This window comes from Dechloromonas sp. CZR5, assembly GCF_008711155.1.
Taxonomy (GTDB): domain Bacteria; phylum Pseudomonadota; class Gammaproteobacteria; order Burkholderiales; family Rhodocyclaceae; genus Azonexus.
Genome location: NZ_VUYQ01000002.1, coordinates 472,353 through 490,743, shown reverse-complemented (window position 1 = coordinate 490,743; position 18,391 = coordinate 472,353). Strand labels below are relative to the sequence as shown.

Annotated in this window: 18 protein-coding genes; 5 read left to right on the top strand and 13 right to left on the bottom strand. The window is 64.6% G+C overall.

Going from position 1 to position 18,391, the window contains the following annotated elements:
• Positions 1 to 45 precede the first annotated feature (45 nt).
• The gene (locus F1002_RS07435; RefSeq protein WP_150428378.1) at positions 46 to 243 is read left to right on the top strand and encodes a DUF2905 domain-containing protein; all 198 of its coding nucleotides are present in this window, start codon (positions 46 to 48) and stop codon (positions 241 to 243) included.
• Here F1002_RS07435 and F1002_RS07430 read toward each other — a convergent pair.
• The 4 genes from F1002_RS07430 to F1002_RS07415 form a co-directional block, all read right to left on the bottom strand.
• Entirely contained in the window at positions 211 to 1,446 is a 1,236-nt protein-coding gene (locus F1002_RS07430; RefSeq protein WP_150428377.1) for a multifunctional CCA addition/repair protein, read from the bottom strand. The two genes, F1002_RS07435 and F1002_RS07430, sit on opposite strands and share 33 nt — an antisense overlap.
• A gap of 16 nt (positions 1,447 to 1,462) precedes the next feature.
• Positions 1,463 to 2,425, bottom strand: coding sequence for a complex I NDUFA9 subunit family protein (locus tag F1002_RS07425; RefSeq protein ID WP_150428376.1), 963 nt, complete (start codon positions 2,423 to 2,425; stop codon positions 1,463 to 1,465).
• An 85-nt stretch (positions 2,426 to 2,510) separates the two neighbouring features.
• Complete coding sequence (locus F1002_RS07420) at positions 2,511 to 4,586, bottom strand: DUF1631 family protein (RefSeq protein ID WP_150428375.1); 2,076 nt, start codon at positions 4,584 to 4,586, stop codon at positions 2,511 to 2,513.
• A gap of 6 nt (positions 4,587 to 4,592) precedes the next feature.
• Complete coding sequence (locus tag F1002_RS07415; protein WP_150428374.1) at positions 4,593 to 6,530, bottom strand: lytic transglycosylase domain-containing protein; 1,938 nt, start codon at positions 6,528 to 6,530, stop codon at positions 4,593 to 4,595.
• 14 nt (positions 6,531 to 6,544) lie between these two features.
• Here F1002_RS07415 and F1002_RS07410 point away from each other — a divergent pair, with 14 nt between their 5' ends.
• Entirely contained in the window at positions 6,545 to 7,126 is a 582-nt protein-coding gene (locus F1002_RS07410; RefSeq protein WP_150428373.1) for a 5-formyltetrahydrofolate cyclo-ligase, read from the top strand.
• On the opposite strand, the gene F1002_RS07405 is transcribed toward F1002_RS07410, so the two are convergent.
• From F1002_RS07405 to F1002_RS07385, 5 genes are read right to left on the bottom strand one after another with little or no spacing between them, the layout of a single operon-like run.
• A complete protein-coding gene (locus F1002_RS07405) occupies positions 7,107 to 7,397 on the bottom strand; it encodes a hypothetical protein (protein WP_150428372.1) in 291 nt (96 codons plus the stop codon). The genes F1002_RS07410 and F1002_RS07405 overlap by 20 nt on opposite strands.
• Positions 7,394 to 8,524, bottom strand: a complete 1,131-nt coding sequence (locus F1002_RS07400) for a MalY/PatB family protein (protein ID WP_150428371.1) — start codon at positions 8,522 to 8,524, stop codon at positions 7,394 to 7,396. Before F1002_RS07400 ends, F1002_RS07405 begins: the two co-directional genes overlap by 4 nt.
• A gap of 10 nt (positions 8,525 to 8,534) precedes the next feature.
• The gene (gene cysK, locus F1002_RS07395) at positions 8,535 to 9,467 is read right to left on the bottom strand and encodes a cysteine synthase A (protein ID WP_150428370.1); all 933 of its coding nucleotides are present in this window, start codon (positions 9,465 to 9,467) and stop codon (positions 8,535 to 8,537) included.
• Positions 9,464 to 10,276, bottom strand: coding sequence for an EAL domain-containing protein (locus tag F1002_RS07390; protein WP_150428369.1), 813 nt, complete (start codon positions 10,274 to 10,276; stop codon positions 9,464 to 9,466). The genes cysK and F1002_RS07390 overlap by 4 nt, the downstream gene beginning before the upstream one ends.
• A gap of 8 nt (positions 10,277 to 10,284) precedes the next feature.
• A complete protein-coding gene (locus F1002_RS07385) occupies positions 10,285 to 11,280 on the bottom strand; it encodes a sulfate ABC transporter substrate-binding protein (protein ID WP_150428368.1) in 996 nt (331 codons plus the stop codon).
• A gap of 208 nt (positions 11,281 to 11,488) precedes the next feature.
• Here F1002_RS07385 and F1002_RS07380 point away from each other — a divergent pair, with 208 nt between their 5' ends.
• Positions 11,489 to 12,562, top strand: a complete 1,074-nt coding sequence (locus F1002_RS07380) for a carboxysome shell carbonic anhydrase domain-containg protein (protein ID WP_150428367.1) — start codon at positions 11,489 to 11,491, stop codon at positions 12,560 to 12,562.
• A 167-nt stretch (positions 12,563 to 12,729) separates the two neighbouring features.
• The gene (gene adhP, locus F1002_RS07375) at positions 12,730 to 13,752 is read left to right on the top strand and encodes an alcohol dehydrogenase AdhP (RefSeq protein ID WP_150428366.1); all 1,023 of its coding nucleotides are present in this window, start codon (positions 12,730 to 12,732) and stop codon (positions 13,750 to 13,752) included.
• 19 nt (positions 13,753 to 13,771) lie between these two features.
• Here adhP and F1002_RS07370 read toward each other — a convergent pair whose 3' ends face one another.
• Together F1002_RS07370 and ilvA are read right to left on the bottom strand one after the other, a co-directional pair.
• Positions 13,772 to 14,782: a hypothetical protein gene (locus tag F1002_RS07370; protein ID WP_150428365.1), complete on the bottom strand. Its 1,011-nt coding sequence runs from the start codon at positions 14,780 to 14,782 to the stop codon at positions 13,772 to 13,774.
• A 117-nt stretch (positions 14,783 to 14,899) separates the two neighbouring features.
• Entirely contained in the window at positions 14,900 to 16,432 is a 1,533-nt protein-coding gene (gene ilvA, locus F1002_RS07365) for a threonine ammonia-lyase, biosynthetic (protein ID WP_191090334.1), read from the bottom strand.
• A 38-nt stretch (positions 16,433 to 16,470) separates the two neighbouring features.
• Here ilvA and F1002_RS07360 point away from each other — a divergent pair, with 38 nt between their 5' ends.
• Positions 16,471 to 16,887 (top strand): YqaA family protein, encoded by a 417-nt coding sequence (locus tag F1002_RS07360; RefSeq protein ID WP_150428363.1) that lies wholly within the window; start codon positions 16,471 to 16,473, stop codon positions 16,885 to 16,887.
• Here the strand turns inward: F1002_RS07360 and F1002_RS07355 are convergent, their stop codons facing one another.
• Both F1002_RS07355 and F1002_RS07350 read right to left on the bottom strand, forming a co-directional pair.
• Positions 16,888 to 17,802: a patatin-like phospholipase family protein gene (locus F1002_RS07355; RefSeq protein ID WP_150428362.1), complete on the bottom strand. Its 915-nt coding sequence runs from the start codon at positions 17,800 to 17,802 to the stop codon at positions 16,888 to 16,890.
• Positions 17,799 to 18,380 carry an OmpA family protein gene (locus F1002_RS07350; protein WP_191090333.1) on the bottom strand — a complete coding sequence of 194 codons (582 nt, stop codon included), beginning with the start codon at positions 18,378 to 18,380 and terminating at the stop codon, positions 17,799 to 17,801. Before F1002_RS07350 ends, F1002_RS07355 begins: the two co-directional genes overlap by 4 nt.
• Positions 18,381 to 18,391: the final 11 nt, after the last annotated feature.

The following is an 18,391-nucleotide window of genomic DNA, read 5'->3' as shown; positions in this document are numbered from 1 at the left end:
TTGGGGCCGTGTTCTAATGGGGTTTTTGGGGCGAAGCTGGGCGACATGCTGAAGTGGTTACTGACGCTGGTGGTAGCGATTTTCCTGTTGGGCATCATCGCCCCGCATCTGGCGCGCTTCATTCGCTTCGGCCAGCTGCCGGGCGATTTCGCCTTCCGCTTCCGTGGCCGGAATTATGTGTTTCCGGTTGCCACGACGATTCTTTTTTCCCTATTGCTCTGGTTGCTCTCCCGGCTCATTTAATGCGCCCTTGACGGCAAGTACCCGGGCCGCGTGGATGCGGTCGGGAATCCTGCCCTTGTCGGCGCAGGCGGCCGCAATTTCACCGGACGGAACGGATTGGACGGCGGCGAGTGCCATCAGCAGGCGCTGCGGACTTTCGTAGCTGCGATTTTCCCAGCCCAGACGGCCGGTATAGTCGCACAGGCAGGCGTCGAGCAACTGCCGGAAGCGCTCCGGCCGGCGCAGGGCGTCGGTTTTCTCGAACAGCGTGACGAGGGTGCTCGCCTTGAGGTCGGCGGCACGATGCACATTGCCGTGGTAACGGGCCATCAGCAGGGCCAGGTCGCGGCAGTCGTTGGGAACGCGCAGGCGGGCGCAGAGCTGTTCGGCGAGGCGGACGCTGCGTTCCTCGTGGCCGAGATGGCGGGGCAGGATGTCGGCGGGCGTTTCCGCCTTGCCGAGGTCGTGGGTCAGCGCCGCGAAGCGGACCGGCAGCGCGAAGCCGCGACGGGCCGACTGGTCGATGACCATCAGCGTATGAATGCCGGTATCGATTTCCGGGTGGTAATCGGCACGTTGCGGTACGCCGAACAGCTTGTCGACCTCGGGCAGCAGGCGGGCCAGGGCGCCGCAATCGCGCAGTACCTCGATCATCCGCGACGGCTTCTCTTCCATCAGTCCTTTGGCCAGTTCCTGCCAGACGCGCTCGGCGACCAGATGATCGACTTCGCCGTCGGCGACCATGCCGCGCATCAGTTCGAGCGTTTCCGGTGCAACGGTGAAATCGCTGAAACGCGCCGCGAAACGGGCCAGGCGCAGGATGCGCACGGGATCTTCGGCGAAGGCGGGGCCGACGTGGCGCAATACCCTGGCCTGCAGATCGGCGTGGCCGTGGAAAGGGTCGATCAGGCTGCCGTCGGCGGCCCTGGCCATGGCGTTGATGGTCAGGTCGCGGCGGGCAAGATCGTCTTCGAGCGTGACGTCGGGCGCAGCGTGGAAGGCAAAGCCGTGATAGCCGCGACCGGTCTTGCGCTCGGTGCGGGCCAGGGCATATTCCTCATGCGTGTCGGGATGCAGGAAGACCGGAAAATCCTTGCCCACCGGCCGGAAGCCCTGGTTGAGCATGGCTTCCGGGCTGGCGCCGACGACGACATGGTCGCGGTCGGCATTGGGCCGACCGAGCAGTTCGTCACGAACGGCGCCGCCGACGAGATATATCTGCACGGCCGGGAGAGCGGCCTCAGCGGCCGGCGCGGTAGCGGAAGCTGTCCAGCTTGCCTTTCGGCGTGTTTAACGCAATGTAGGTCGGCGCGATGGCTTCCAGTGCGGTCGGATGCCAGTTGGCCGGAGCCTTGGCAGCGCCTTCGCAGACGCTGTCCTTTTGCATCGAGCGCAGATTGTCGGGCGACAGCATCGGGCTCGGCGCCAGCCACATCAGACCGGCCTGCAGGTAGGCCCAACCTTCCGACAGCGGCACGATGGTGGCGCTGCTGCCGGTCAGTTCCTTGGCGTAGTCGACCAGTTCGCGCAGGGTGTAGACCTTGGGGCCGGCCAGTTCGTAGGCCTGGCCGTAGGTGTTCACATCGCTCAGGGAATCCACGAAGGCATCGGCTACATCGGCCGCCCACACCGGCTGGAAACGGGCATGGCCGAAGCCGAGCGGGAAGAACGGCACTTTCTTCAGGATGTTGGCGAACATCGACAGGAAGGAGTCGCCGAGACCGAAGATGACCGACGGGCGGAAGACCGTGATGTCCAGTTCGCCTTGGGCGGCAAGCACGACGGCTTCGCCATCGCCCTTGGAGCGCAGGTATTCGGAAGGGCCATTGGAATCGGCGTTGAGCGCGCTCATGTGCACCAGGCGGCGGACACCGTTGGCCTTGCAGGCCGCAATTATCTTTTTCGGCAGTTCGACGTGGGCTTCGGCAAAGTCGCGGCTGTAGGGCAGGACGACGTCGCGGCTGTGCAGGATGCCGACCAGGTTGATCACGGCGTCATGGCCACGCATCAGTTCGGTCAGCGTCTTTTCGCAGTTGATGTCGGCTTCCGGCATTTCCACGCCCGGCTGGATGATCAACGCCTTGCTGCGTTCGCGGCGGCGCGTCGGGATGGTGACTTCGATACCGCGCTGCGACAGGCGATTGGCGATGTAGGTACCGATGAAACCGCTACCCCCCAGCAGCAAGACCTTTTTGATGTCCATGTGGAACCCCGGAAACTTGAATCGTAAAACTCGGATTTTAAGGCAATTTGACCGCTTTCGGGCGGCCGGATGGCTTGTGAGGCCGCTATGAATCGCCGGATTGCTTGCCGGCCTGGCCGAGGGCGCGTTGCGCCGCAAGGTCGAACAAGGAACGGCCGGAGCGGATTTCGGCACTGCCGTCGCGGAGCTGACGGTCGAGGATGGCCGGGTGAACGGCGGCCGCGAATCCAATTTCCGGATTGAGCAGGAGGACGCGTTGAGTGGTCGGGCTGATGTGGGCGATCATGCCGGTACGCGCTTCGCCGTCGCCGAGCGTCGCGGAAATCCAGTCGCCCGGCGTGTAGGCCGGTGCGCGTGCGGGCGGCGAATGGGGCTCCGGGGAGTCGAAGGTGAGCAGAACTACGTTGCCGGATTGCAGCTGGCGACGGACCGGCAGGCCTGGCGCCCGGAACGGTGCCTCGACAGGCGGGGCGTCGGCATTGTCGGCGCTGGCCGTGGCGCGTAGCGCCTGGGTCTGCAGCTGGAAGCAGGTATCGAGAAAGGCTTCCTGCTCGCCGGTGGGCAAGCCGACACGTTCCATCCCGGCTTTCAGCGTCCGGAGAATGAGCGGTACGCGTTGGGCCAGCTGCTTGCGGTCTTCTGCGGCCGTCTTGGGCAAGAAGGACCACAGCAGTCCGTCGATGGCCGCGGCGTATTCCCGCCATGGCGGGCTGTCGGGGCCGGCTTCGCCGCCGATTTGCAGCATGGCCTGGCGCCAGGTCCCGTCGAGAAAGCGGCTGACGGGTTCGGGCGGATTTTTCTGTAGTGCATCCCGGATGATTTGCGCCACACGTGTTGCCAGCGTGTCTTGCCGGTCCTGCTGTTCAAGCAGGGGTTGGTAGCGTGCGGCCTCGGCGGCGATTTGTTCGCGACGGCCGGCGATCAGCGCATCCAGATCACCGAGGATGGTTGCGAAAGGACCTTGGTCGCTTCCCGGTTCCAGGCGCAGCTGCGAGGCCAGTTCGAACAGGCGCGCGCAAACCGGGTGGCGCGGTGAAACGTCGAGAGGCAGCCCCAGTGCGGCCTGCGCCATGCGGTCGAGGACCAGACGGGCCGGATGGGTGTTGTCGGTGAACAGGGTGCTGTCCTTCATCGCCATCTTCAACACCTTGATCTGCAGGCTGGAGATGATGGCTTTCAGCGCATCGGGCAGTTCCGGGTCGGAGAAGATGGCTTCGAAGATCATCGCCAGGGTATCGATGGCGATGCTTTCGGTGGCGGTTTTCGGGATGCCGAGTTCGCCCGAGCGGATGATTTTCGGTGTCTCGGAAACGCTGCCGTCCGCAAACAGCGCCGGCATCATGGGTTCGCCGGCGGGCGTGCTGCCGGGAAGCACCGGGGGGCCGAAGCGTCCCATCCGCTCAAGCGCTTCCAGGCGGAACATCAGCTGTTCGAGGGCCGATTGGCTGAGCAGGCTGGCCGCCGCCCCGCCGGATGCCGTCGAAACAACACCCTGCGACATCGCCGGGAGGCGGGCCGCCAGCAGTTGCTGCAAGCCTTCGAGGGCGTTGCCGGCGGCAGCCGGAGTCTCCCGGGCTGACGTCGGGCCGCCCGGGGCGGTGACGATGGCCGGCTGGGCCGTGTCGATGCCGGCACTCTCCAGAAAGGCGTTCAGTTCCGTATAGAGGGCGGGCAAATTCTGGCGCAGATAGGCTTCGAACTGGTCGAGCAGATTGAGTTTGTCGTCGAGGCTGCCGACACCCGCCGCCGCGAACAGGGAGTCAAGGCCCCGGCAGATACCCTTCGGCCCGACCGGATTGTCGCTCTTCGGCAGCTCGGGGCGTCGCAACAGGGTCACGAAACGCAGATGCAGCTTCCACAGGCTGTCGCCGGAATTGTCGAAAAGCCGCGCGGTGAGGTTGTCGAGGCGGATGCCCAGTTCGAGATCGTCCTCGGCCAGCAGCGTGATGCGTGAGGCGGTCAGGCCGTTGACCTCGTCGGCGAAGTTGCCCCGCTTGTTGGTGGCGATGACTTCGTCGAAATAGGCGCCCGCACCGTCCTGAATGGCTGCGATGGCCGGACCGGAAACCAGGTGGCTATCCTGCAGCAGGGCACCCAGATGCCTGATGAACAGGGCTCGGCAGTTGCGCAGTATGTCGAACGAGTCGGAATGAATGGCCATGACGGATCAGGGGAGGTCGGAATCCTTGGGAACATCCGCCGTGCGGGCACCGATGGTGCCCAGGCGGGCTTTCAGCGAATCGGCCTTGCCGTTGAAGATAGCTGAATAATAGACCGCATTGCTCATCACTTTCTTGACGTAATCGCGCGTTTCGCTGAACGGGATGGTCTCGGCGTAGATGGCGCCTTCCAGCGGCCGGTCGGCGCGCCATTTCCGGGCGCGGCCGGGGCCGGCGTTGTAGGCCGCGGAGGCGAGCACCGGATGGTTGTCGAGGTTTTCCATGACCAGGCGCATGTAGGTCGTGCCGAGCAGCACGTTGGTCTCGGTATCGTTGACTCGCCCGTGGCTGAAATCGCGCAGGCCGATCTTCTTGGCGACCCACTTGGCGGTTGCCGGCATCAGCTGCATCAGGCCGGAGGCGCCGACATTGGACTTGGCGTTGGTGATGAAGCGGCTTTCCTGGCGCATCAAGCCATAGACCCAGGCGTCGTCGAGCGACTGGTTCTGGGCGGCGGGGCGCACCGTTTCGCCATAGGGGGCGAGGAAACGCAAGGTGTAGTCGTGTTCGTTCTTCGTCCGGTCGGCCGTATTGATGGCGCGGTCCCAGATCTGGTTGCGCTTGGCGAGGTCGGCGGCGGCGAGCAGTTCGCGGTCGTCCATGCCGCGCAGCGACCAGTTCCATTCCTTGACCGCCTCCGTACGCATATCGTTGCGGAAGAAGGCAAGTGCCCGGCGGATGCCGGGATTGTCGCGGGCGGCGCGCTGCTCCTCGGTGCTTGGCGCCTTGGCCTTGGGCGGCGGGACGATGGTGCGGCCGAGTTCCTCGTCGGCGAGGTTGCCGTAGAAATTGGGCTGCCCGGCGATTTTTTCGAACAGTGCGTTGCCTTCGCTGGTGCGGCCGCCGGCTTGCTGTGCCCGACCCAGCCAGTAGATCCATTCCGGCTTGGCAGCCAGTTCCGCCGGCATGGCCTCGATGGTGTTGCGGACCACGCCCCACTCCTGGGCGCGCAGGGCAGCCCGAACCTTCCATTGGGCGGCGTCTTCCGAGAGTGGCGCCTTGCCGGCCTGGTTGAACCAGCCGACCGCTTCCGGGAAGTGCTTTTTGGCGGCCTGCAGGCCGATCTGGCTCCATGCCCACTGACGTTCGCTGTCGTGCAGCTTGCCCTTGATCCGTTCCAGTTCGTCGGCGGCGGTGCGCGGGTCGTTGGCGGCGATGCGGGCGATGGCGAAGGCGGCCAGTTCGCGTCCGCCCCGGCTGCCGTTGCCGATGCCCTGCTTGACCAGGTAGCTCATCGCATTGTTGAGGGCACTGTCGAGCGAACGGTTGTCCGGCATCTGGCTGTCCGGCAGGTAATTCAGCGTGGTCTTGGTCCAGGCCGGGCGGTTGGCTTCGACCTGGCGGCGCGCGCGTGTCCAGACGTCGTCGGCGTTCATTTTCTGGCTGGCGACGAGGGCATCGAGGATGGGACGGCAGGGTTCGGGCGGCTCGAGCATGGTCAGCCACTGCTTTTCCGCTTCGCTCAGCACGCTGCGGTCGTCGCGGGCCAGCCGGGCTTGCTGGCTGTAGCAGGTGACGTCCGGTTCGGGGGCGATCAGCTTGGGAAACTCGGCATCGACTTCATTCCATACCGCGCGCTTGCCCAGATAGCGAATCCAGTCGGCCCGCAGTTTCTCGGCAACGTAGCTGCCTTCGTAGCGTTGCAGGAAGTCGCGCAGGTTGCCCGGATCGCCCTTCTCCATCCACATGCGCAGCCGGTAATTCTCGGCATAGGGCGCCAGTTCGTGGCTGCCGAGCTGGCCGATGGCCTGCTCCAGCTTGTTCAGGTTGCCGGCACGAAAGGCGTCGCGGGCCGTCAGGAAGGCCGTGTCGCCGTTCTGGGCGAAGGCGGACAGCGAGAGCGCAAGGCCGAGCGTCAGGGGGAGAAAGCGGGTGTGAAACTTCATGCTAGATTACGGTGATGCAAGAATCGAACGAGGATAACACGGCCTGGCGCCGGGTATTGCGGCGCGAGATGGTGGCCCGACGGGCGGCGTTGAGCGATGCCGAACATGATGTCCGGTCGGCGCGCATCGTGGCCCATCTGCAGGCGGCCTTGCCGCTGCCGCGCATCGTGGCCTTCTGCTGGCCAATCAAGCACGAGCCCGATGTGCGGGCAGTCATCCCCGGCTGGGCGGCGCACGGCGTGCTGGCCGCCTTGCCGGTGGTGGTCGGGGAGGATGCGCCGCTGGCCTTCAGGCTGTGGACACCGGATACACCGCTGGTAGCCGACCGTTACGGTATCCCGACCCCGGCCGGCGGGGAATTCGTGCAGCCCGACATGTTGCTGCTGCCGCTCAACGGCTTCGATGGCGACGGTTTCCGGCTGGGTTATGGCGGCGGCTATTTCGACCGCACGCTGGCCGCGTTATCGCCTCGCCCGCTCGCCGTCGGTGTCGGGTTCGAGACCAATCGCCTGCCGACCATTCGCCCGGAGCCGCACGACCAGCGTCTCGACTGGTTGGTGACCGAAGCCGGGGCGTTCAGGCTTCCCGCCGCCTGAAGCCGTGGATGGCGTAGGCCATCGTCAGCGCGGCGACGCCGACCAGGATGGCCTGGCGCTGGTCATAGATGCCGGTGCGCCACGCCAGTTCCAGGGCATAGCCGTCGTGCAGTGCGAACAGCATGGCGGTACCGGCGACGGCCAGCCAGATGCGACGCAGGCTGACATCCTGTTTGCGGCGCAGGAATTCCTCGATGGCCAGCGCGCTGGTCCAGATTTGCAGGACGGATGCCGCGAGCAGGATGCCCAGGGTCAGCGTGTAGCTGTTCATGCGGCGCGGCAGGCTCGCTCGAAGCGGCGCAGTGCCTCGTCCAGTGTCGTCTGTGGGCAGCCGAAATTGAGGCGCAGCCAGCCGGGGGCGCCGAAAGCGGTGCCGTCGGAGAGGCCGAGGCCGTGGGCTTCGAAGTGGGCGGCGGGATGCTCCAGCTTCAGGTCCCGGATGTCGAGCCAAGCCAGGTAGGTGGCTTCGACAGGGGCCATGCGTATGCCTGGCAGGCCGGACATCACGGCGGCAACGCGGTCGCGGTTGCCGCGTAGATAGGCAATCAGTTCGCGGTGCCAGCCGCCGCCGTCGCGAAAGGCCGCTTCGCAGGCAGCGAGACCGAGCACGTTGACATGGGGGACGATGCCCAGCATGGTCCGTTCGAAGCGACGGCGCAGGGCCGGGTCGGCAATGATCGCGAAAGCGCAGCCGAGGCCCGGAATGTTGAAAGTCTTGGACGGCGCCATCAGGGTGATGGTGCGCTGGGCGATGGCCGGTGACAGGCTGGCGAACGGAATGTGCCGCTTGTCTTCGTCGAGAATCAGCCCGCAGTGGATTTCGTCGGAGCAGACGATCAGGTCATGCGCTTCGGCGTGTCCGGCCAGCGCCAGCAGTTCGTCCCGGCTCCAGCAGCGCCCGACCGGATTGTGCGGATGGCAGAGCAGGAAGAGACGACTCTCCGGGCGCGTCGCCTGTTGCAGCGCCGCCATGTCCCAGTGCCAGCGGGTGCCCGTGCAGGCCAGATCGACCCGGTTCAGCCGGCGACCGGAGAGATGGGGGGCTGACAGGAAGGGCGGGTAGATCGGGGCCGCAGTGACCACGTCGCCGTCGACGCTGCGGCAGGCGACGTTCAGTCCGCTGACCAGGCCCGGCAGCCAGACGATCCACTCGGGTTCGATATGCCACGCATACTCGTTTTTAAGGTGAGTGAGCACTGACTCCGTCAATGACGGCCAGGCACCGCCATAGCCCAGCACGCCGTGTTCGAGGCGCTGGTGCAGGGCGGCGAGGACTGCCGGGGGCGCCGCAAAATCCATATCGGCGACCCAGAGCGGCAGGATGTCCTGGTCGGCGTATTTCCGCCATTTCTCGGAATCCGAGCCGCGGCGGTCGATGACGGTATCGAAGAAACTCAAGCGGCCGGCCTCAGACCTCGATGTGCTGGTACAGCGCCGTCGACAGATAGCGCTCGCCGAAGGACGGGATGATGACGACGATCAGCTTGCCGGCGTTTTCCGGCCGCCTGGCCAGTTCCAGTGCCGCCCAGGTGGCGGCGCCGGAGGAAATGCCGACGAGCAGGCCTTCTTCGGTCGCCATCTGGCGGGCGGTGGCGAAGGCGTTGTCGTTGGTGACGCGAATGACTTCGTCGTAGACGCCGGTATTCAGGACGCCGGGCACGAAGCCGGCGCCGATACCCTGGATAGGGTGCGGACCTTTTTGCCCACCGGACAGCACCGGCGAGGCATCGGGCTCGACGGCGACGATCTTGACGCCCGGCTTGCGGGCCTTCAGCACTTCGCCGACGCCGGTCACCGTGCCGCCGGTACCGACGCCGGAGACGAAGATATCGACCTGCCCGTCGGTGTCGCGCCAGATTTCCTCCGCCGTCGTGTTGCGGTGGATTTCCGGGTTGGCCGGGTTCTCGAACTGCTGCGGGATGAAATATTTCGCATCGCTGTCGGCCAGTGCCCTGGCCTTGGCGATGGCGCCGCCCATGCCTTCCGGACCCGGCGTCAGGATCAGTTCCGCCCCGTAGGCCTTGAGCAGCAGCTTGCGTTCGCGGCTCATCGTTTCGGGCATGGTGAAGGCGCACTTGATGCCGCGCGCGGCGCAGACCATGGCCAGGCCGATGCCGGTGTTGCCGGAAGTCGGTTCGAGTACCACGGTATCCGGGCCGATCTTGCCGGCGGCGATGGCGGCGTCGAGCATGGCGACGGCGATGCGATCCTTGACGCTGTGGCCGGGATTGAAGAATTCCAGCTTGGCGACGACGGTGGCGCCGCTGCCGGCAGTAACGCGATTGAGCTTGACGAGCGGCGTGTTGCCGACCAGTTCAGTGACGTTGTTGGCGATTTTCATGGACGGGCTCCGTACGAAGAAGGGGAATTGTAGGGGTTTCTTGCCCCGGTGTGTGTGGGACGGCAGACACTGGAAGGCTCGCCGAACAGGAGTCCGGTTCCCAGATCGGCCTCGCTGGCCAGGGCATTTCGCAGCGCTTCGCCGTCGTCGATCCCGGTGATTTCGACCTGTGTTCCGGCGCGCCGGACTGCAGCAAAGGCGGACGGATCGGCCGCTGCGAAGCGCAGGACGTCGGGTGCCAGGGCCAGCACAGCCGGCAAGGCGAGGGCCTGCTCCGGTCCGTGCAGGGCAAGCCGGTAGCCGCGTTGGCGGTAGCTGGCGAGGGCGTGCGCGCCGTGACTGCCCAGTTCGGTGACGTCGGCGTCGATGTCGAGCACGATATCGGCCGGACCCAGGCCGCAACGCTTGAGGATGGCTTCATAGACCAGGCCGTGCTGGTTGCTGACGGCCAGCAGGTGGCGCGGATGGATCGCAACCTGCAGATAGCCGCCGGTGCGCTGGCGCTGGGCGAGGAAATTGAGGGCGTGGAGCGTGCGGCACAGGCGGTCGAGATGAACGATGGCCGGTCCGCTTTCGCAGGCGTCGAAAGGTGCCTCGGGTGGCAGGCCGGTGCCGTCGGTGCGGCGCACGGTCAGGCTGGCCCGATGTCCGAGCACGCGTTCGCTGCGCAAGTCGGCAATCGGCTGGAACAGCGAACCGAGATGCAGGCCGCCGTGCCAGGCTTCGACGCGGTCGCCGGCGACGTACAGGGTGCTGTCGCCGCTTGCGTCGGCGGTATTGAAGTAGCGGATCAGGTCTTCGACGGGCATGGCGCGGCCTATTTCTTCAGGTAAATCTGGTCGAACGTGCCGCCGTCGGCGAAGTGGGTCTTCTGCGCTTTCTGCCAGCCGCCGAAGGTATCGTCGATGGTCACCAGCTTGAGCTTCGGGAATTGCTTCGCGTATTGCGCGGCGACCTTGGCGTTCGTCGGGCGGTAGTAATGCTTCGCGGCGATCTGCTGGCCTTCCTCGGAATACAGGTAGTCGAGGTAGGCCTGGGCGGTGAGGCGCGTGCCGCGCTTCTCGACTACCTTGTCGTTCACTGCCACCGGCGGCTCGGCCAGGATGGAGAGGCTGGGATAGACGATCTCGAACTTGTCCTTGCCCAGTTCGTTGACTGCCAGGATGCCCTCGTTCTCCCAGGCGATCAGCACGTCGCCCAGGCCGCGTTCGACGAAGGTCGTGGTCGACCCGCGAGCGCCGGAATCGAGTACCGGTACGTTCCTGAAGATGGCGGTGACGAGTTCCTTGGCCTTCTGTTCGTTGCCGCCCGGTTGCTTCAACGCCCAGGCCCAGGCCGCCAGATAATTCCAGCGGGCACCGCCGGAGGTCTTCGGGTTCGGGGTGATGACGCCGATTCCCGGCTTGGCCAGATCGTTCCAGTCCTTGATGGCCTTCGGGTTGCCCTTGCGAACGAGAAAGACGACCGTCGAGGTGTAGGGCGAGGAATTGTTCGGGAAGCGCTTCTGCCAGTCGGTCGGGATCAGCTTCCTTTCGGCCAGGGCGTCGATGTCGTAGCCGAGGGCCAGGGTCACCACGTCGGCTTCCAGGCCGTCGGCCACCGAACGGGCCTGCTTGCCGGAACCGCCGTGCGATTGCCGCACCTGCACGTTCTGGCCGGTCTTGTCTTGCCATTGCTTGGCGAAGGCGGCGTTGAACTCCTTGTACAACTCGCGGGTCGGGTCGTAGGAGACGTTGAGCAGTGTGGTCTGGGCGACGGCGGCACCGATGCCGAAGGCCAGTGTCAGGGCCGATAACAGGGCGATTTTGCGCATGAGGGACTCCAATCGATCAATAAAAATTTCGTATGACTGAAGTCTAGTCAGGTGAACATATTTCCAGAAAGAATAATTTTTTACATAAATATAACCAAAGGAAATTTATGTGGCCGACCGTCGACGGTACAAAGACAAAACGGCTGCTCCGGCGAGGGCGCCGCAAAAAACACAATCCGCGGCGCCCCGATGCGCCATCGGAGGGGACATGAACGAAATCCACAACCAGCCCATCGGCCGGCGTATCGACTGGCTGTTCGATCTTGCCCGCAGGCATGGCGAGACGTTTTGCAGCCCCGAAGCCTGGCTGGGTCGCCAGCGCTATCTGGCCGAACACCCGACGGCCATTGCCGTGCTCAAATGCATGGACGGACGGATCAACATTCCCGTCGCCACCAACACGCCGGCCGGTATCCTGATGCCCTTCCGCAACCTGGGTGGGATGTTCGACCTCGGCTGGCCGCACCTCGGCGAAGTCGTTGTCCATCACACCTTGCGCATGACCGCTGCCGGGCGGCGCGTATTGTTCCTGATCACCTACCATTGGTCGCGCGGCAATCCAAAACGCGGCTGTGCCGGTTTTGCTTACGACACCGCTGCCGCGATTGCCCATACCCAACAGATTCGCCAGCAGATGACCCGGCTTTTCGGCAGCGGACATGGCACCGTCTATCCGCTGGTCTGCGGTTTTGAAACCGACGAGGAAGCATTGTCGGTCCACGGCACGAACGGCGAGGTGCTTGAACTGGCCAGCCTGGGCGATACCGGGCGGGATGCGCTGGAGCCGCGGCTGGCCGCCTTGCTTCCCGACATGCCGGCTCAGATGCGCCATGATCTCCTGCCTCTGTTGCGCGGCAACCTCGATCACATCGCCGAAATCCGCAGCCAGACGGCTCGCCGCGAACGCCTGCTCGATATCGAGCACCGCGAATGGGTGATCTGCGTGGGCCGCGGTTTCGATTTCCTGCATACCCCCAACCTGGCCCTGATCATCGGGCCTTACAGCCCGGACCTGGCCGACCCGGTGCGCAAGGCGGCCGGCATCATCGAGAGCAACATGAAGGCCGGGCGCATTCCATCCGACGGGTTCCTGTTGCTGGCCTCGGTACCTTTCGACGAGATCGGTGTCGATCGGGCACGCGCCGAGTTGAAATCGCGCTTCCTGTCCGGATTCGCCGCCGAGGTCATCGCCCGGGAATATCCCGCGCTGGCGGCCAAAATGAGTACCCGCACCGCCGTTCTCGACTGGCAGGCGCGGCACATGACCTTGCTGGACAATTGAATTACTGCCCCCTGCGTGTCTGCATCCCATCGCTGCCGATTGTTGACCAAACGCAAACCGGTCCGCCACGAAACGGCTTAGATTGGACAGCAGCGGTGCCGGTCGGGCATCTGCCGGTGCCAAACATCGCCTATCCGGCGTTTCGAGACTCTCACAAGGAGTAGATCATGGCAGCAACAATGAAAGCGGCCGTCGTTCATGCCTACGGCCAGGCGCTGGTCATCGAGGAGGTGGCCATACCCGAGGTTCCTCCGGGCAGGATTCTGGTCAAGATCGAAGCCTCCGGTGTTTGCCATACCGATTTGCACGCCGCCGATGGCGACTGGCCGGTCAAGCCGCCGTTGCCTTTCATCCCCGGCCATGAAGGCGTTGGCTATGTCGCCAAGGTGGGGGCGGGCGTTACCTGGGTCAAGGAAGGCGACCGCGTCGGCGTGCCCTGGTTGCACACGGCCTGTGGTCATTGCGAGCATTGCATCACCGGTTGGGAGACTCTGTGCGATAGCCAGCAGATGACGGGTTACTCGGTGAACGGTGGATATGCCGAGTACGTGCTGGCCGATCCGGCCTATGTCGGCAAACTGCCCGATACCCTCGAATTCGCCCCGGCAGCCCCGGTGCTGTGCGCCGGCGTGACGGTATACAAGGGCCTCAAAGTGCTCGACTGCAAGCCCGGCGATTGGGTGGTCGTTTCCGGCATTGGCGGCTTGGGGCACATGGCGGTCCAATACGCCAAGGCGATGGGCTTTCATGTCATCGCGGTCGACGTTGCCGATGACAAACTGGCGCTGGCGCATCGTCTGGGGGCCGACGAGGTCATCAATGCCGCCACCAGCGATCCGATAGAACTGGTTCAGAAGCAGATTCGCGGCGCACACGGCGTGCTGGTTACCGCCGTTTCACGCCCTGCTTTCAGCCAGGCGCTGGGCATGCTGCACAAGCGCGGCACCATGTCATTGGTCGGCCTGCCACCCGGCGGCTTCGACCTGCCGATCTTCGATGTCGTCCTCAATGCCAAGACGGTGCGCGGTTCCATCGTCGGCACCCGCAAGGATTTGCAGGAATCGCTGGAATTCGCCGGCGAAGGAAAGGTTGCCGCCCACTACAGCATGGACAAGCTGGACAACATCAACGCCATATTCGGCCGCATGAAGGCTGGCGGCATCGACGGGCGCATCGTCGTCACCATATGAATGTCGACGACTGCCGCGATTACCGCAGGCAGTCGTCGAGCAGATCGCACAATTCGTCGTGAGCGGCGGCTTCGGCCACGACGGTGGGGCGTAGCGGGCGGAGGGCTGCGGTTAAGCCGGCCGGCGCGTTTTCCCAGGCGGTCAGTAGCGCCCACGGGTCTTGTTCGATCAGCGCGGCCGCGAGCGCCAGCGCCAGGCGCCGCATCGGTGCGCCATGCTCGGACGTGGCGATGGTGCTGCATTCGAACAACGTGTACCAGACCAGCCGGGCCGCGGACGGCAGGAGCACCGGAACACAATGGCCGCCGGCGAGCATGGCGGCGGATTCCGGCGCCTCGAGAAGGTAGTCGTAACAAGGTGCTGCCCGGGCACTCCAGGCGCAAGCCGACGCAGTCTCGGGCTCGCCGGTCGTACCGGTACCGGACCCGGCGAGTCCGAGCGATACCCGGAGTCCTTCGAGTCCGCCAAGGCCGACTCCCGTAGCGGGCGAATCCTCGACAGGCACGAAGGGCAGTCGGGGTGCAACCGGCAGGTCGAGAAACGAGGGCTGGGCGCCCAGATGAAGGGTTGCGGAAGCTGAGGCGGCGCCACGCCGCGACCGGAGCAGCGCACCCAGTTCGTTTAGCCACGCCTGGAGGGCAAGCTCGCCAAGGACGATCAGGCCGGCGGAGAAGGCGCCGAGATTGTGCAGCTCGACCAGTAGCCGCGCCATCCGCTTGTCGGCGACCTGAAATCCGGCTTTGCGCAAGGCCCCCACTTGTCTGACCATCCATTCGGCAGCTTCCATCCGCTGGCGCATGTGGGCGAGGGCCACCCGGTCGTCCGCACGACCAACCAGGGTTTCGGCCTGAATACCGGGAACCGGATAATAAACGCGATAGCAGTAGGCGTATCCGGTGCCATTACGCTGGTGCAGCGTACCCGGTGTGCCGACCAACAAGGCGTCTGGGGTTAGCGAGCGCTCTTTCAGTACCCGGTACTGGGCGCAGTACAGGGCCTCGTGACGGTGGAAGAGCGGCTTGGCAAGCATGGGTTACCCAATAAAGCAAAGCAATATTGGGTAACTATACGCCGACCTTGAAAATTACCCAATAACATCTGTGTTCATTGGGTAATTTCGGCTGAAAAACCCCTTGCCGGCAGCTGGTCAGCCGAGAAAGAGTTTGTAGGCCGGGTTCTCGCTCTCGTCCCAGTGGGCGTAGCCGAGGTTTTTCAGGAAACTCCTGAACTCGGTCATCTCCTTCGGCGGTACCTGAATGCCGACCAGTACGCGGCCGTAGTCGGCACCATGATTGCGGTAGTGGAACAGGCTGATGTTCCAGCCGGCGCTCATCTGGGTCAGGAAATTCATCAACGCGCCCGGCCGCTCGGGGAACTCGAAGCGATAGATCAGTTCACGCAGCCCCTTTTCGCAGACTGCCGGCGCGTGCCCGCCGACCATGTGGCGAACGTGATTCTTCGCCATCTCGTCCTCGGTCAGGTCGAGCGTCGGATAGCCGTGCTTCTGCAGGTTGTCGACCAGCTTCAGGGATTCCTTGCGATCGGCCACTTGTACGCCGACATAGACGTGCGCCTCGCGGTCGGTGTGGTAGCGGTAATTGAACTCGGTGACGTTGCGATTGCCGATGAGCGCCAGGAATTTCTTGTAGGCGCCGGGTTTTTCCGGCAGCGTCACGGCGAATACCGCCTCGCGGCGCTCGCCAAATTCGGCGCGCTCGGAAACGAAGCGCAGGCGGTCGAAGTTCATGTTGGCGCCGGAAGTCACGGCGACCAGGTTCTTGTCCTTGAGCTTGTGCAGGCGGGCGTATTCCTTGGCGCCGGCAACGGCCAGCGCGCCGGAGGGCTCAAGGATCGAGCGGGTGTCCTCGAAGACATCCTTGATCGCCGCACAGATGGCATCGGTATCGACCAGGATGACTTCGTCCAGATACTCCTTGCAGACGCGGAAGGTTTCCTCGCCGACGAACTTGACCGCCGTACCGTCGGCGAACAGCCCGACCTGGTTAAGGCGCACGCGCTTGCCGGCAGCCAGCGATTGCTTCATTGCATCGGCATCGTAGGTTTCGACGCCGATGACCTTGATCTCGGGGCGCAGGCGCTTGATATAGGCGGCCACCCCGGCCGCCAGACCGCCGCCGCCGATGGCGCAGAAGACCGCGTGGATCGGCCCGTTGTGGCGGGAATGCTGACGCAGGATTTCCATTGCCACGGTGCCCTGCCCGGCGATCACTTCCGGATCGTCGAAGGGGTGTACGAAGGTCAGCTTCTCGGCTTTTTCCAGTTCCAGCGCCTTGGCGTAGGCATCGTCGTAGGACGAGCCGGCGAGAACCACCTCGCCGCCGCGCCGGCGAACCGCGTCGATCTTGATGCCCGGCGTCGATTCCGGCATGACGATGACCGCCCGGCAGCCCAGCTTGGCCGCCGACAGGGCGACGCCCTGCGCGTGGTTGCCGGCCGAGGCGCAGATGACGCCACGCTTCAGCTTCTCGGCCGAAAGGCTGGCAATCTTGTTGTAGGCGCCGCGCAGCTTGAAAGAGAACACCGGCTGCATGTCTTCCCGCTTGAGCAGAATCTTGTTGCCGACCCGGGTGGAAAGGTTGCCGGCCAGGTCAAGCGGCGTTTCGACGGCCACGTCATAAACCTGTGCATTGAGAACTTTTTCGAGATAATCCGGGTGCATTGCGCGCAGCTCATTCAGGCAAAAAGGGGATTCTACGGGTGGAGTGGCTAAACGTCACGGCAGAAAGCGGGTTGTGGGGCCTGCTGGCTGCCAGTTTCTTGTCGGCGACCGTGCTGCCCGGCGGTTCCGAGGCCCTGCTCTGGGCATTCCTGAAGCTCCATCCGGATGAAGTCGGTCCGGCGCTGGCGCTGGCCACGCTGGGTAATACGGCGGGTGGCATGACCTCGTGGTGGTGCGGCCGTTTCATGCCGCGCTGGCAAAGGCTGGAAAAACTGCCTCACAAGGACAAGGTCGAACGCTGGGGCAGCCCGGTCCTGCTGCTTGCCTGGGCACCGGTGATCGGCGATGCGCTGTGTGTCGCCGCCGGCTGGCTGCGCCTGCACTGGCTGCCCTGCTGCCTGTTCATGGCGGCAGGCAAGTTTGCCCGCTATGGGTTGATCGCCGCTGCCATCTGATCAGGTTCTGCCCTTCGCCGATGCCGGGCGTGCCAAGCGTTCCCTGATCAGCGGCGCCAAGCGGGTGCCTGCCTGGAAGCCGGCAGCAATCAGCGCCTTGCGGGCACTGAAATCAGTACTTGCCACCTGGGAGACATTGGGACGGATCAGAAAATCGGCCTGGGTGGCTTCGTGGGCCCGCAACGACTGGCTCATGATTTCGAAGGAGCGCAGGAGAAGCCCGTAGAGCCCGGCCGCGGGCGTTGCATCCGGCGCCCCGATATCGACGGCAACAACGATTTCGGCCCCGGATTTGCGTGCCGTCTGCACGGGAATCGGGCTGACCAGCCCGCCATCGAGGTACTCCCGGGTGCCATCGCTTGCCGGCATGAAGATACCGGGAATGGAACACGACGCGCGTACGGCGAAACCGGCATCGCCACGACTGAATCCGGTGAGTTCGCCGTTCGGAAATTGCGTTGCGACCGCGACAAAGCGACGCGGCAAGGATTCGATGCTGCGGTTCTGCAGGTTGCGATTGACGAATTCCTGAAGGTTCCGGCCGCTGACCATGCCGCGTTGGTTGTTGCCGGAGATCAGGTCGATGATTTCGTCGTCCTTCACCCGCAATGCCAGCTCTTCCATCTGGGCGCCGGTATATCCGGCCGCCCAGAACACGCCGATCAGGCTGCCGGCGCTGCTCCCGACGATGAGTTCAGGCCGAATGCCGGCAGCATCCATGGCCTTGATGACGCCAATATGGGCAAATCCCCGGGCCGATCCGCCGCCGAGAACAAATCCCAGGCGAGCCTTGCCGCCCTCGCCTTCGCTTGCACCACCGGCGGCCCCCCGCGCCGCCGGCAGGGTCGCCAGCAGAGGCAGGACCAGGCTGCCCTTGATGAATAGGCGTCGGCTGCCCTGGGCCTCGGTGTTCATTTCTGCCCCGAGGCGGATGGCAGCTCGAGCTGGCGGCGCAGTTTGTCGAAGGCGGCCTCGAAGGCGTTGGCAGGCTCGCCGGCACTGAGTTGCTCGACGGTCTCGCCGAGAATGATCAGCTCGACGCGCCGATTCAGCTTGCGCCCCAGTTCCGTGTCGTTCGGCGCCAGCGGGCGACTCTTTCCGTAGCCCCTTGCCGTCAGGCGATCGGCCGGCAGGCCGCGGGCGAGCAGGGCATTGCGTACGTTCTGGGCTCGTTTTTCGGACAGCGCCAGATTGACGGCATCGTTGCCGACACTGTCGGAATGTCCCTCAAGCACAACGGGGCGATTCGTCTTGTCCTTCAGGAGTTGAGCGATGCGGTCGAGATAGGGGGCGGCCTCGCGTTCGTCGATGTCGGCCTTGCCGAATTCGAAAAGAATGTTGTCCGGCAGCCAGACCATGACGCCCCGGTCGATCTGGGCTACCGCCAGGGTGACGCCGGCTTGCGGCGGGGGGGCCGAGGCACAGGCGGCAAGCAGGGTGATTGCCCCGATCAGCATGACGAGTCGCGAGGGGATGGAGTGCAGGTGGCGCATGACGATTCGCA

Bases quoted from the DNA above. Each gene is read 5' to 3' on its own strand.
- F1002_RS07435 (WP_150428378.1), top strand. From the start codon at position 46: ATGCTGAAGTGGTTACTGACGCTGGTGGTAGCGATTTTCCTGTTGGGC.
- F1002_RS07425 (WP_150428376.1), bottom strand. From the start codon at position 2,425: ATGGACATCAAAAAGGTCTTGCTGCTGGGGGGTAGCGGTTTCATCGGT.
- F1002_RS07420 (WP_150428375.1), bottom strand. From the start codon at position 4,586: ATGGCCATTCATTCCGACTCGTTCGACATACTGCGCAACTGCCGAGCC.
- F1002_RS07415 (WP_150428374.1), bottom strand. From the start codon at position 6,530: ATGAAGTTTCACACCCGCTTTCTCCCCCTGACGCTCGGCCTTGCGCTC.
- F1002_RS07410 (WP_150428373.1), top strand. From the start codon at position 6,545: ATGCAAGAATCGAACGAGGATAACACGGCCTGGCGCCGGGTATTGCGG.
- F1002_RS07405 (WP_150428372.1), bottom strand. From the start codon at position 7,397: ATGAACAGCTACACGCTGACCCTGGGCATCCTGCTCGCGGCATCCGTC.
- cysK (WP_150428370.1), bottom strand. From the start codon at position 9,467: ATGAAAATCGCCAACAACGTCACTGAACTGGTCGGCAACACGCCGCTC.
- F1002_RS07390 (WP_150428369.1), bottom strand. From the start codon at position 10,276: ATGCCCGTCGAAGACCTGATCCGCTACTTCAATACCGCCGACGCAAGC.
- F1002_RS07385 (WP_150428368.1), bottom strand. From the start codon at position 11,280: ATGCGCAAAATCGCCCTGTTATCGGCCCTGACACTGGCCTTCGGCATC.
- F1002_RS07380 (WP_150428367.1), top strand. From the start codon at position 11,489: ATGAACGAAATCCACAACCAGCCCATCGGCCGGCGTATCGACTGGCTG.
- adhP (WP_150428366.1), top strand. From the start codon at position 12,730: ATGGCAGCAACAATGAAAGCGGCCGTCGTTCATGCCTACGGCCAGGCG.
- F1002_RS07370 (WP_150428365.1), bottom strand. From the start codon at position 14,782: ATGCTTGCCAAGCCGCTCTTCCACCGTCACGAGGCCCTGTACTGCGCC.
- ilvA (WP_191090334.1), bottom strand. From the start codon at position 16,432: ATGCACCCGGATTATCTCGAAAAAGTTCTCAATGCACAGGTTTATGAC.
- F1002_RS07355 (WP_150428362.1), bottom strand. From the start codon at position 17,802: ATGAACACCGAGGCCCAGGGCAGCCGACGCCTATTCATCAAGGGCAGC.
- F1002_RS07350 (WP_191090333.1), bottom strand. From the start codon at position 18,380: ATGCGCCACCTGCACTCCATCCCCTCGCGACTCGTCATGCTGATCGGG.